Raw genomic sequence first — 12,802 nt, 5'->3', positions numbered from 1 at the left:
GTGGCCGCGCTGCGAACCCGGCTCAGCGCCCGAACGTGACGCGCTCCACCCGATAACCGCGCGCGGCCAGCAGCGCCGGCAGGCCCTGCGGCCCGCTCAGGTGCAGCGCGCCGACCGCGGCGAAGACCGCGCCGCCCTCGCGGTGCAGCGCGTCGATGCGAGCGGCCATCGCCAGGTTGCGGTCGTCGATCAGGCGCTCCATCAGCGCGCGCTCCTCGGCGCTTTCCATGCAGCCGCACCAGCGCGGGTAGGACTCGAGCGTCGCGAGGTCGCCGTCGGCCCAGGCCTGCGCGAGGCGGGCCGCCTGCGTGCGCGCGCGGCCGCTGTCGATCTCGTCGAGCGTCTGCTCGACGAAGCGCTGCGCCTCGTCGGGCCGCCCGCCGGTCAGCGCGGCGAGCTGCTGCTCGAAGGATTCGAGCGCGACCACCGGCCGGCCGCCGGCATGCGCGAAGCCGGCCAGCATCGCGTCGATGCCGAAGGCGGGGTCGAGCCCGTCGCGGCGCGCGACCAACGTCGCGAGGGTGATCGCCTGCATCGTCGGCGACAGCGCGTCGAAAGCCGCATGCGACAGGCATTCGGCGTCGATGCGATGGGCGAGGCGCCGGGCGAGCGCGGGCGGCAGCCGCTCGGCGCTGCCGGCGTCGCCGGGGGCGAGCGCGGCGAGCGCCGCGCGGGCGGCGTCGAGGTCGGTCGGATCGAGCTCCAGCGCCACCAGCCGCGCCGCGCTCAGCGCGGCCAGCACCTGCGGCCCCGGGAACGCCCATTCGAGCTTCGCGACGTGCAGCGTGCCGTACAGCCACGAGCTGCGCCCGCCCTGCTCGATGCGCCAGAGGAAGCCGCGATCGCGCGCGCCGGCCTGCGCCGCCTGCATCTGCGCGGCGCTCGGAGTCGGTGTCGGCGGCGGGCAGTCGGCGGCTGCCGCCAAGGCGCCGCCGAGCGTCAAGGCGAGCGCGAGCAGCCGCGCACGCAGCCGGGGCCAGCAGGCATCGATGGGCATGGGTGGCTTCGCGCAGGGGAGTCGAGGGCTCGACGGCGGGCCGATTGCAGCACGGAGCCGCCACCGCGCCGCACGCCCGGCAAGCGCAAACCCTCCACGGGCCCGGCCCGCGGCGCCGCTCGTTAGGATGCGCCGGCCTCGTGCTGCGCACGCCCGATGGCTCGGGGCGCGCGCAGCTTTCGGCTCCTCGATGTTCCAGCTGGCCAACCCCTCGCTGTCTCGCTCGCCGCCGCGTTCGCGGCCGGCGGCGTTGCCGGTTTGCGTCGCGGCCGCGCTGCTCGCGCTGCTCGGGCCGGCCGGCGCGCAGACGATCGCGCCGAGCCAGGTCACGCCGCCTTCGCTGCGCCCGCCCGCGCCGGCCGCCGCGCCGCTGTCGCGCCCCGGCGCGGCCGAGACCGTGCCGCGCGCGGCCGACGACGCGCTCGACGTGCAGCTCGAAGGCGTCGAGGTCGAAGGCGGCCTGCCGGCGCTGGCCGCCGAAACCGAAGCGCTGCGCACCGCGCTGGCCGGCCGGCGCGTCACGCTGGGCACGATCCGCGAACGCACGCTCGCGCTCGAACAGGCCTACGCGGCGCGCGGCTGGTTCCTGGTGCGGGTGGTGCTGCCGCCGCAGCGGCTGGTCGACGGCGGGGTGCTGCGCGTGGTGGTGGTCGACGGCGTGATCGCCGCGATCGACGCGCAGGCGCTGCCCGCCCGGGTGCGCGCGGTGGTGGAACGCACGCTGGCGCCGCTGGTCGGCCACCGGGGGCTGCGGCTGGCCGAGGCGGAGCGCCGGCTGCTGCTCGCCGGCTCCGCCGCGGGCCTGCGCCTGCGCAGCACGCTTGCCGCCGGCGAGGCCCCCGGCAGCGCCCGGCTGGTGCTCGACGGCGAGCACCGGGTCGCCAGCGCCGGGCTGCGCCTGGGCAACACCCAGCCGCGCTCGCTGGGCCGCTTCGATGCGCAGGCCTCGGTCGCGCTGAACGGCGCCTTCGGTGCCGGCGAGCGGCTCTACGCGACGCTGGGCAGCGGCCGCAGCCCCTTCGACGAGGACAGCGAGCACGGCCACCTGCGGCTGGTCGGCGCGGGCCTGGTGCTGCCGGTCGGCATCGACGGCCTGACGCTGAACCCCGAGTTCACCGACTCGCTGACCCGCCCGATCCCGCCGCCCGGCGGTCTGCGCATCCGCGGCCGGCTCGAGCGCACCGCGCTGCGCGTGGCGCTGCCCGCGCTGCCGACCTCCGACGGCCCCGGCCTCGGCGGCCAGCTGGCGCTGGAGGCCCTGTCGCAGCGCCAGGAGGCGCTCGACTTCGGCGTCGACCTGAACCGCGACCGCTACCGCGTGCTGCGCCTGGGCGTCGAGCTGCTGGGCGAACGCGGCAGCGCCTCGCTGAGCTGGAGCCGCGGGCTCGGCGGGCGCGATGCCGACGATGCGCGGCGCGACGGCGTGCCGCTGTCGCGCCAGGGCGCCGAGCCGCGCTTCGACCGGCTCGCGCTCGCGCTGCGCGCGACGCAGCCCTTCGGCGCCGGCTGGAGCGCCACCGTGATCGGCCTGGCGCAGGGCGCGTTCGGCAAGCCGCTGCTGGTGCCCGAGCAGTTCGCGCTGAGCGGGCCGGATGCGCTGTCGGCCTTCAGCCCCGGCGCGCTGCCGGTCGACCAGGGCGCGACGCTGCGCGCCGAGCTGAGCCCGCCGCCGAACGTTGTGCCGGCCGAGGCCGCGGCGCGGATGTCGCCCTATGCCTTCTTCGCCGCGGGCCGCGGCCGGGTGTTCGAGCCGACCGGCGCCGAAGCCGCGAGCCTCGGCGCCCGCTCGGCGGGCTTCGGCCTGCGCGCGATCGCCACCGGGCTGCCGCTGGGCGTGCAGCTCGAACTGGCGCGGCGCTTCGGCGCGCCGGACCGGGAGATCGCCGACTGGCGTGTGCAATTCACGCTGAGCCTGGGCTTGTAGCGGCGCGGGGCTTCAGGAAGGCGGCGGGCGGCCGATGCGGCTGGATCGTCTTGATGCCCTGCACTTCCGATGTACCCGCGCCGTCGCTTCGCCCTGCTGCCCCTCGTCCTTGCGATCGCACAGGGTTGGGTCTTCGAAAGCGCGGTCGCGCAGACGCTGCCGGCGCAAGGCACGGTGGCCGCCGGACAGGCCGGCTGGCAGACCGATGCGCCGGGGCGCATGACGGTGCAGCAGCACTCGCAGCGGGCGGTGATCGACTGGCAGGCCTTCTCGGTCGGCGCCGGCGCGCAGCTCGACTTCCGGCAGCCGAACGCGCAGGCCGCGGTGCTCAACCGCGTGAGCGGCGCGGCCGGCTCCGAGATCGCCGGGCGCATCACCGCGAACGGCCAGTTCTTCCTCGTCAACCCGAACGGCATCCAGCTGACGCCGACCGGCGCGATCCAGGCGCCGGGCATCGTGCTGTCGACGCTGGACCTGCGCAACGACGACTTCATGGCCGGCGGCGCGCTGCACTTCGAAGCGCGCGGCGCCGCGGCGGCGGTGACCAACCACGGCGTGATCGCCGCCGCGGGCGGCGGCTTCGCGGCGCTGATCGGCGGGCGCATCGCGAACGACGGGCGCATCGAGGTGCCGCTCGGCCGCGTCGCGCTCGGCGCCGGCCAGCGCGCGACGCTCGACCTGAACGGCAACGGCCTGCTGCAGGTCGCGCTGCCGGGCGGCACGGCCGACGACAGCCGTGCGCTGATCGACGTGGCCGGGCGCATCAGCGCCGACGGCGGGCGCATCGAGATCGCCGCGGCGACCGCGCGCGACGCGCTGCGCCACGCGGTCAACCTGCCCGGTGAGCTGCAGGCGCGCAGCGTCGGCGGACGCTCGGGCGACATCGTGCTGGCGGCCGGCGACGGCGGCTCGCTCTCGATCGGCGGGCGCCTGGACGCCAGCGGCCACGGCGCCGGCGAGCGCGGCGGCGCGATCACCGCGACCGGCGCGCGGATCGAGCTGGCCGGCGCGCGGCTCGACGCCTCCGGCGCCGCCGGCGGCGGCCGCGTGCGCATCGGCGGCGACCGCGAAGGCGCCGGCACGCTCGTGCACGCGCAGCGGCTCGCCGTCGATGCCGCCACGCGCATCGACGCGGACGCCAGCGTCGACGGCCACGGTGGCGACCTCGTGCTGTGGTCCGACGAGCACACGGCCTTCGCCGGCACGCTCAGCGCGCGCGGCGCCGGGGCCGGCCGCGGCGGCGAGGCCGAAGTGTCCAGCCGCGGCCTCCTGGCTTACGACGGCCACACCGACCTGCGCGCGGCCAGCGCCGCGCCCGGCAGCACCGGAACGCTGCTGCTCGACCCGCGCAACGTGACCATCTCCACCGGCGCCAACACCGGCGCCGGCTTCACCGCCGCGGCCGACAACACCGTCATCAACACGACGACGCTGGCCACCGCGCTCGCGACGGCCAACGTGACCGTCTCCACCGGCAACACCGGCACGCAGGCCGGCAACATCACCGTCGCGAACCCGGTCACCTGGAGCGGCGGCACCACGCTCACGCTGCAGGCCGCCGGCAGCATCAACAGCAACGCGGCGCTCACCGCCAGCGCGGGCGGCGGCGTGACGATGAACGCCGGCCAGAACATCTCGATCGCCAACGGCGCCCACATCACCGGCGGCGGCGGCGCCGTGATGAACATCGCCTTGAACGCGACCGGCACGGTCTCGGTCGGCGCCGCGACGCTCGCGACCGGCGGCGGCAGTCTCGTCGCCACCGGCACCGCGGCCGGCAACGGCATCGGCGTGCGGCTGAACGGCTCGACCCTGAACGTCGGCAGCGGCACCGGCACGATCACCGGGGTCTCGCCGAGCGGCTACGGCATCTCGCTCGACAGCACCGTGGCCCTGAGCGCGAGCGGCGCCGGATCGATCGGCCTCGCCGGCACGCTGACGACCAGCAGCGGCGCGACGCTGTCCTCCGGCCTGCAGATCAACGGCAGCCTCACCACGGCCGGCAGCGTCAACGGCAGCGGCACCGGCGTCGGCGGCAGCGGCCATGGCCTCGTGCTGCGCTCAGGCGCCGCCCTCACGAGCAGCGGCGCGCTGAGTCTGCAAGGCAGCGCCGTGGGCACGCGGATCGGCGTGAGCTTCATCGGCAACAACGCGGTGACCGCCAACTCCGGCAGCCTCGCCATCGCCGGCAGCTCGGTCAACGCGGTCGCGACGCTGCTGCAAGGCATGCAGACGCTGAACAACCCGGGCGGCGGGAGCTTCTCGGTCATCGGCATCTCCTCCAACAACACGGGCATGCAGTGGTCGGGCACCACAGCCACGCTGAGCGGCCCGATGTCGTTCACCGGCCACTCGGCGAGCGCGACCGGCTTCTACTGGGCGGGCGCCAGCACGGTGTCGCTGCTCACCGGCAGCGTGAGCTTCGCCGGCCACTCGACCACCACCGGCGGCACGCGCGGCATGTGGTTCAACGATGCCGGCAACAGCTTCGTGAACCAGGGCGCCGGAAGCCTCGGCCTCGCCGGCACGACCGCCAGCACCAACGCCGCCAACCACGGTCTCGGGCTCGGCGCGAACGTCGCGCTGAGCACGACGGGCACGGTCGGCCTGAGCGGCAGCTCGACCGCCAACGCCTACGGCGTCTACTTTGCGAGCGCGAACGCGCTGCAGGCGAACGGCGGCGCCTTGAGCGTCACCGGCAGCAGCGTCACCGGGACCGGCCTGCGCCTGCAAGGCGGCGCCTACGGCTTCACCGCGGCGGCCGGCGCGAGCATCGCGCTCGCCGGCTCGGCCAGCGGCGTGGGCAACGGCGTGTGGCTGGCCGACGGCGCGAGCCTCGCCGGCAGCGGCAGCGTCAGCCTCGCCGGCAGCACCGCGGCCACCGTCGGCGCGACGGTCAACCGCTACGGCGTGCTGCTCGGCGCCGGCACCAGCGTCTCGACCAGCGGCGGCACGCTCGACGTCCATGGCTCGGCCAGCGGCAACGCCGGCGGGCTGTACACCACCGGCAACCTGATGCTCACGCAAGGGGGCACGAGCAGCCTCGCGCTCGGCGGCACCTCGGCCAGCGGACCGGGCGTGCGTCTTGGCGGCGGCACGCTCACGACGCAAGGCACGCTCGGCATCACCAGCATCGGTGCGCGCCTGCTCCTCGAAGGCGAGACGGTGGTCGTCGCCGCCGGCAGCCTGGCAATCACCAGTTCGGCCGCGCCCGCGGGCTTCGCCGGCATCTCGATCAAGGGCGCGGTCGCCTTCGACAACGCCGCCGGCGGCAGCCTCGGCCTGGTCGGCGGCTCGGCGAGCTACCGCGGCATCGAGCTGCAGACCGGCGCCAGCCTCGCGGTCAACGGCCCGGCCAGCCTGAGCGGCAGCTCGTCAAGCGGCACCGGCCTGTACATCGACGCGCCGATCACCGTCCTCGGCGGCGCGCTGAGTCTTTCCGGCAGTTCGACGCTCGGCACCGGGGTGGCGCAGACCCCGTGGTCCGCGATCACGAACCAAGGCGGCGGCACGCTGGCGATCGCCGCGCCGGCAGGCGGCATGTCGCTCGGCAACTCGATCGCCTCGAGCGCCGGCGTGCTCACGCTGAGCGGCGCCGGCGCGATCGCGCAGAACGGCAGCTCGGCGATCACCGCCGGACAGCTGCTGCTGGGCGGCAGCGCCGCGTTCGCGCTGACCGGCGCCGGCAACCAGATCGGCACCGTGGCCGGCACGGCCGGCACGCTCGACCTCTACAGCGCGGGCGCGCTCACCGTGGGCAGCGTCCTTGGCCAGCACGGCATCGCCACCACCGGCCAGCCGATCGTGCGCAGCGGCCAGGCGCTCGTGATCGCCGGCGGCGCCGCGGTGTTCGGCGCGAGCCCGGTGCTGGCGGCGGGCACGGGCTTCACCAACCTTGCAGGCAGCGCGGCGGTGGTCGCGAGTTCCGGCCGCTGGCTCGTCTACGCGGCCGCGCCGGCGAGCAGCAGCTTCGGCGGGCTCGACAGCGGCCACACGGCGCTGTGGAACGCGACGCACGCGAGCACGCCGCCCACGGGCGTGGTCGACGGCGGCCACCGCTACCTGTTCGCGAGCCAGCCGACGCTGGTGTTCACCGCAACGGACGCCGTCAAGCTTTACGGCACCGATGCCGTCGTGGCACTGCAGGCGAGCTACGGCATCAGCGGCTACGCGACGGGCGTGACGAACGCCTTCCTCGCCGACACCGCGGCGACCGCCTACAGCGGCGCGCCTTCGCTCACCTCCGCCGGCACCGACCCGGCGGCCGGCGTCGCGGGCGGGCCGTATGCAATCACCGTGTCGCAGGGCAGCGTCGCGGGCCTGCACGGCTATGCGACCGCCTTCACCGGCGGCAGCGCGCAGCTGAGCGTGACGGCGAGGCCGATCACCGTCGCGGCCGATGCGCAAAGCCGCGTCTACGGCGACGCGAACCCAGCGCTCACCGCACGACTGACCCGCGGCAGCCTCGTCAACGGCGACGCGCTGAGCGGCGTGCTGGCGACGGCGGCCGACGCCACGTCGAGCGTCGGCAGCTACGCGATCACGCAAGGCAGCCTCGGCGCTGGCGCGAACTACGCGCTGAGCTACGCGCCGGCCAGCCTGAGCGTCACGCGTCGGCCGATCACGCTGAGTGCCGACGCGCAAACGCGCGCGTACGGAGACGCGAATCCGGCGCTGACCGGGCGGCTGGTCGCGAGCAGCCTTGTCAACGGGGACGCCTGGAGCGGCGCCTTGGCGACGGCGGCCGAGCGACGCTCGGACGTCGGCGCCTACGCGATCACCGCGGGTTCCCTCAGCGCGGGCGACAACTACCTGCTGCAGGTGGTGCCGGCGACGCTCGCGGTCACGCCGCGCGCGCTGGTGGTGAGCGCGCTGCCGGTCAGCCGCCTGCAGGGCGAGCCGAACCCGGCGCTCGGCTGGCGCACGGTCGGGCTGGTCGACGGCGACCGCGTGAGCGGCGCGCTTGCGGTCGCGGCGCATGCCGCTTCGCCGGCCGGCGCCTACGTGATCGGGCAGGGCACGCTGGCCGCCGGCGGCAACTACGCGCTCGCCTACGAACCCGGCCTGCTGGTGGTGACGCCGATGCAGCCGACGGTGCGCGCCGAGCAGGAGCGCGCGGCCGGGCCGGCGGCGACGCGCTGGAGCTGCAGCGATTCCCAGCCTGCGCCGGCCGATGCCACGCGGCCGGGCGGCGGTCGCGCGGGGTGCGTCGCTCTGCGCTGACCGGCGGCGCGGCTCAGCCGGCGCCGCCGAGCAGCGAGCGGGCCAGCGCCTCGGCGACCTCGATGCCGTCGACGCCGGCCGACATGATCCCGCCCGCGTAGCCGGCGCCTTCGCCGGCCGGGTAGAGGCCGCGCACGTTGACGCACTGGAAGTCCTTGCCGCGCGGGATGCGCAGCGGCGACGAGGTGCGGGTCTCGACCCCGGTCAGCACCGCGTCGGCCATCGCGAAGCCGGCGATCTGGCGCTCGAACGCCGGGAGCGCCTCGCGGATCGCCGCGATCGCGTAGGCGGGCAGGCTTTCGCGCCCGGGCTGCGCAAGATCGGTCGGCGTGACGCCGGGCTTGTACGAAGGCTCCACCGCGTCGAAGGCGGTGCTCGCACGGCCGGCGAGGAAATCGCCGACGCGCTGGCCCGGCGCGCGGTAGCCGCCGCCGCCGAGTTCGTAGGCGCGCGATTCCCAGAAGCGCTGGAACGCGAGGCCGTCGAGCGGATGCACCTCGCCGTCGCGCCGGCCGTCCTGGCGGTGGTCCTGCGGCGCGGACGGGAGGGCGCCGAGCCGAACATCGGCCGGCGTGAGGCCGACGACGATGCCGGCGTTCGCGTTGCGCTCGTTGCGCGAGTACTGGCTCATGCCGTTGGTGACGACGCGCCCGGGCTCCGAGGTCGCCGCGACCACGGTGCCGCCGGGGCACATGCAGAAGCTGTAGACGCCGCGGCCGTTGCTGGCGTGGTGCACGAGCTTGTAGTCGGCCGCGCCGAGCTGCGGATGGCCGGCGAAGCGGCCGAAGCGCGCGCGGTCGATCAGGCCCTGCGGATGCTCGATGCGAAAGCCGATCGAGAAGGGCTTGGCCTGCATCGCGACGCCGCGCGCATGCAGCATCGCGAAGCTGTCGCGCGCGCTGTGGCCGAGCGCGAGGACGACGTGGTCGGCGGCGATCGTCTCGCCGCCGGCGAGCACCACGCCGCGGATGCGGCGTGCTTCGCTGCCCTGCGCGCGGATCGCGCCGGCCTCGATCACCACGTCCTCGACCTTCGCGCCGAAGCGCACCTCGGCGCCGAGCGACTCGATCTCCGCGCGCATCTTCTCGATCATCGAGACCAGCCGGAAGGTGCCGATGTGCGGCTTGCTCGCGACGAGGATCTCCTCGGGCGCGCCGGCCTTGACGAACTCGTCGAGCACCTTGCGCGTCAGGTGCCGCGGGTCGCTGATCTGGCTCCAGAGCTTGCCGTCGCTGAAGGTGCCCGCGCCCCCCTCGCCGAACTGCACGTTCGACTCGGCATCCAGCTCGCCGCGCCGCCACAGGCCCCAGGTGTCCTTCGTGCGTTCGCGCACCGCGCGGCCGCGTTCGAGGACGATCGGCTTGAACCCCATCTGCGCGAGCACGAGCGCGGCGAACAAGCCGCAGGGCCCGAAGCCGACGACGACCGGCCGCGGCCGCGCCGCATCGAAATCGGCCGGCGCGTGCGCGATGAAGCGGTAGCGGGTGTCGGGGGCGGCGCGCACGTGCGCGTCGAGCGCGTGCCGCCGCAGCACCGCGTCCTCGTCGGCCACCTCGCAGTCCAGCGTGTAGACCCAGACGATCGCGGACTTCTTGCGCGCATCGAAGCCGCGGCGGAAGACGTGCAGCGCGCGCAGCGCGTCGTTCGCGATGCCGAGGCGCTCGACCACCGCGGCGCGCAGCGCGTCCTCGGCATGGTCAAGCGGCAGGCGCAGGTCGGTGAGGCGCAACATCGTTGATGCGAGGCGGCGTCAAAAAAACAAAAGCCCGCTCGGCAAGGAGCGGGCCGTCGTCAGCGGGCGAGCCTTCGAGCCCGCCCCGCCGGCAGACGCCGCGGATCCGGCGCTGCCGGTCCCCGAGCGTCGCCCCCGACAAGCGGAGCGCCGAAGGCGCGACGGGGTCGTCGCGGACTAGCCGCCCTTCTTGGCGCGCTTGCCCGGGTTCTTCTTGCTGCGGGTGTGCGAGCCGCGCTCGAGGCTGACCTTCTGGCCATGCGGCGCGGTGAAGGCGACGCCCTTCGGCGCGGCGGGCCGCGGGGTGGCCTTGCGGTCGGCCTCGGTGACGATCTTGGTGCCCATGTCTTGCAATCCGGTCGGTGGAGCTTCGGCCGACGACCGGCCAAGCGAGGCGCGGATTGGACCACAGGGCCTCGCCGGTCGGCGATCGCCTACACCCCCCGCCGCAGCTGGACGACAGACCCCCCGTGTCGGCCTGCACAGACTGCAAGCATGGTCGCGGCACCGGTGCCGCGCCACGCACCGAAAGGAGCAGCGATGAACCAGGATCAAGTGAAGGGCCGCGTCGAGCAGGCCAAGGGCAAGGTGAAGGAGGCCACCGGCAAGGTGACCGACGACGAGCGGCTCAAGGCCGAAGGCCGCACCGACCAGATCGCCGGCAAGACCCAGGCAGGCTACGGCGACGCGAAGGAGAAGGCCAAGGACGTGATCGACCGGCATTGAGCCCGGGCCGGTGTCCGGCGACGCTGGGCACAGGCCTTGCCAATCGACGGGGGCGACTCACCGAGGTGGGCCGCCCCTCTTCGTTTCCTTTGCGCATCCGAACGCCGAAACGAACCCGCCGAATCTTGTCGCGCGCGCCGACCGATGCGCTGCGCTTCCCGTCGAGAACCCACCGTGAAGACCTCCGCCATCGCGCTCGAAGCCGTCGACGTTCATCCCATCTTCATCCGCGCCCGCCAGCTCGCCCGCCTGCGCGTCGAGTTCCGGCGCCGAAGCCCGCATTCGCAGGGGCTGCCGCAGTTCGGCACCGTGCCGGTGCCCGAGCCGATTCCGCCGCATCCCCGACCGGAGCCGGTCGAGGACGACGACATGGTGCCGGTGCCGCCCGGACAGATGCCCGGCGCGCCGGTGCGCGAGCCGGGGCCGAAGCCCCAGCCGATCGCGATCGTCTGATCGCTCGGCGCCGGCAGCGCTTCCCAGCGCTGCCGGCACGCCGGGTCCACCGACCCGGCCCCCGCCGGCTCAACGCACCCGGCCTTCCTTCCAGGCGCCGAGCAGCTTGTCGTAGGCGATGGTCTCGCCCTTCGGCTTTTCGTTGGCGAGCTTCTTCCAGGGCGCGCCGGCGTCGGTCAGGTACTTGGCCGGGTCACCCTTGGCGTTGAGCTTCGGCGCGCACTTGGCCATGCCAGCGCGCTCCAGCCGCGCCATCACCGCGTCCATCTCGTCGGCCAGCGTGTCCATCGCGGCCTGCGGCGTCTTCTCGCCGGTCACCGCCTGCGCGACGTTCTTCCACCACAGCTGCGCGAGCTTGGGGTAGTCGGGCACGTTGGTGCCGGTGGGCGTCCAGGCCACGCGCGCCGGGCTGCGATAGAACTCGACCAGCCCGCCAAGCTTGGGCGCGAGGTCGGTCATCGCCTTGCTCTGGATGTCGCTCTCGCGGATCGGCGTGAGCCCGACGATGGTCTTCTTCAACGAGGTCGTCTTCGCGGTGATGAACTGCGCGTAGAGCCAGGCCGCGGCGGTCTTGTTGGCGTCGTGGTTCGCGAAGAAGGTCCAGGAGCCGACGTCCTGGTAGCCGTTCTGCATGCCCTGCTTCCAGTACGGGCCGTTCGGGCCCGGGGCCATGCGCCACTTGGGCGTGCCGTCGGCATTGACCACCGGCAGGCCGGGCTTGGTCATGTCGGCGGTAAAGGCCGTGTACCAGAAGATCTGCTGCGCGATCTGCCCCTGCGCAGGCACCGGGCCGGCCTCCCCGAAGGTCATGCCGGTGGCTTCCTTGGGCGCGTACTTCTTCATCCAGTCGACGTACTTGGTGAGCGCATAGACGGCCGCCGGCGAATTGGTCGCGCCGCCGCGCGAAACGCTCGCGCCGACCGGCGTGCACTTGTCGGCCGCGACCCGGATGCCCCACTCGTCGACCGGCTGCCCGTTCGGGATGCCCTTGTCGGCCGTGCCGGCCATCGACAGCCAGGCGTCGGTGAAGCGCCAGCCAAGCGACGGGTCCTTCTTGCCGTAGTCCATGTGGCCATAGATGGGCTTGCCGTCGATGGTCTTCACGTCCTCGCTGAAGAACGCGGCGATGTCCTCGTAGGCGCTCCAGTTGAGCGGCACGCCGAGGTCGTAGCCGTACTTGGCCTTGAATTTCTGCTTCAGGTCGGGGCGCGCGAACAGGTCGGCGCGGAACCAGTACAGGTTGGCGAACTGCTGGTCGGGCAGCTGGTAGAGCTTGCCGTCGGGCGCGGTGGTGAACTTGGTGCCGATGAAGTCCTTGATGTCCAGCCCGGGGTTCGTGTACTCCTTGCCCTTGCCGGCCATGTAGTCGGTGAGGTTCATCACCTTGCCGTACCGGTAGTGCGTGCCGATCAGGTCGGAGTCGCTGATCCACCCGTCGTAGATGCTCTTGCCGGACTGCATCGACGTCTGCAGCTTCTCGACGACGTCACCCTCCTGGATCAGGTCGTGCTTGACCTTGATGCCGGTGATTTCCTCTAAGGCCTTCGCCAGCGTCTTGCTCTCGTACTCGTGCGTGGTGATCGTCTCCGACACGACGGAGATCTCCTTGACGCCCTTGGCCTGGAGCTTCGCGGCCGCGTCGATGAACCACTTCATCTCCGCCATCTGCTGGTCCTTGTTCAGCGTGGATGGCTGGAACTCGCTGTCGATCCACTTCTTGGCCTCGGCCTCGCCGGCCCAGGCCCCA

8 protein-coding genes are annotated in these 12,802 nt (G+C 73.8%); 4 read left to right on the top strand and 4 right to left on the bottom strand.

What is annotated here, in order from left to right; translation table 11 throughout:
* Nucleotides 1-22: 22 nt before the first annotated feature.
* Nucleotides 23-997, bottom strand: a complete 975-nt coding sequence (locus VFR90_RS14580) for a TraB/GumN family protein (protein WP_326406877.1) — start codon at nt 995-997, stop codon at nt 23-25.
* A gap of 190 nt (nt 998-1,187) precedes the next feature.
* Here VFR90_RS14580 and VFR90_RS14575 point away from each other — a divergent pair, with 190 nt between their 5' ends.
* Together VFR90_RS14575 and VFR90_RS14570 are read left to right on the top strand one after the other, a co-directional pair.
* Entirely contained in the window at nt 1,188-2,921 is a 1,734-nt protein-coding gene (locus VFR90_RS14575) for a POTRA domain-containing protein (RefSeq protein WP_326406876.1), read from the top strand.
* A gap of 69 nt (nt 2,922-2,990) precedes the next feature.
* On the top strand, nt 2,991-8,144 hold the full coding sequence (locus tag VFR90_RS14570; RefSeq protein ID WP_326406875.1) for a beta strand repeat-containing protein: 5,154 nt from the start codon (nt 2,991-2,993) through the stop codon (nt 8,142-8,144).
* Nucleotides 8,145-8,157: 13 nt separating this feature from the next.
* Here VFR90_RS14570 and VFR90_RS14565 read toward each other — a convergent pair whose 3' ends face one another.
* Entirely contained in the window at nt 8,158-9,876 is a 1,719-nt protein-coding gene (locus VFR90_RS14565) for an NAD(P)/FAD-dependent oxidoreductase (RefSeq protein ID WP_326406874.1), read from the bottom strand.
* A gap of 177 nt (nt 9,877-10,053) precedes the next feature.
* The gene (locus VFR90_RS14560) at nt 10,054-10,221 is read right to left on the bottom strand and encodes a hypothetical protein (protein ID WP_326406873.1); all 168 of its coding nucleotides are present in this window, start codon (nt 10,219-10,221) and stop codon (nt 10,054-10,056) included.
* A 195-nt stretch (nt 10,222-10,416) separates the two neighbouring features.
* On the opposite strand from VFR90_RS14560, the gene VFR90_RS14555 reads away from it, so the two are divergent.
* Together VFR90_RS14555 and VFR90_RS14550 are read left to right on the top strand one after the other, a co-directional pair.
* Complete coding sequence (locus VFR90_RS14555) at nt 10,417-10,602, top strand: CsbD family protein (RefSeq protein WP_326406872.1); 186 nt, start codon at nt 10,417-10,419, stop codon at nt 10,600-10,602.
* A 174-nt stretch (nt 10,603-10,776) separates the two neighbouring features.
* A complete protein-coding gene (locus VFR90_RS14550; RefSeq protein ID WP_326406871.1) occupies nt 10,777-11,055 on the top strand; it encodes a hypothetical protein in 279 nt (92 codons plus the stop codon).
* A gap of 69 nt (nt 11,056-11,124) precedes the next feature.
* Here the strand turns inward: VFR90_RS14550 and VFR90_RS14545 are convergent.
* The coding region (locus tag VFR90_RS14545; RefSeq protein ID WP_326406870.1) for an ABC transporter substrate-binding protein at nt 11,125-12,802 on the bottom strand (1,678 nt) is incomplete at its 5' end.

This window comes from Methylibium sp. (assembly GCF_035762065.1).
Taxonomy (GTDB): Bacteria; Pseudomonadota; Gammaproteobacteria; order Burkholderiales; family Burkholderiaceae_C; genus Methylibium.
Note: the sequence above shows the minus strand (reverse complement) of the source record. Positions and strands in the feature narration are given on the sequence as shown.

Excerpts from the sequence above, each read along its gene's own strand:
- VFR90_RS14580 (WP_326406877.1), bottom strand. The coding sequence starts at position 997 with ATGCCCATCGATGCCTGCTGGCCCCGGCTGCGTGCGCGGCTGCTCGCG.
- VFR90_RS14575 (WP_326406876.1), top strand. The coding sequence starts at position 1,188 with ATGTTCCAGCTGGCCAACCCCTCGCTGTCTCGCTCGCCGCCGCGTTCG.
- VFR90_RS14570 (WP_326406875.1), top strand. The coding sequence starts at position 2,991 with ATGTACCCGCGCCGTCGCTTCGCCCTGCTGCCCCTCGTCCTTGCGATC.
- VFR90_RS14565 (WP_326406874.1), bottom strand. The coding sequence starts at position 9,876 with ATGTTGCGCCTCACCGACCTGCGCCTGCCGCTTGACCATGCCGAGGAC.
- VFR90_RS14560 (WP_326406873.1), bottom strand. The coding sequence starts at position 10,221 with ATGGGCACCAAGATCGTCACCGAGGCCGACCGCAAGGCCACCCCGCGG.
- VFR90_RS14555 (WP_326406872.1), top strand. The coding sequence starts at position 10,417 with ATGAACCAGGATCAAGTGAAGGGCCGCGTCGAGCAGGCCAAGGGCAAG.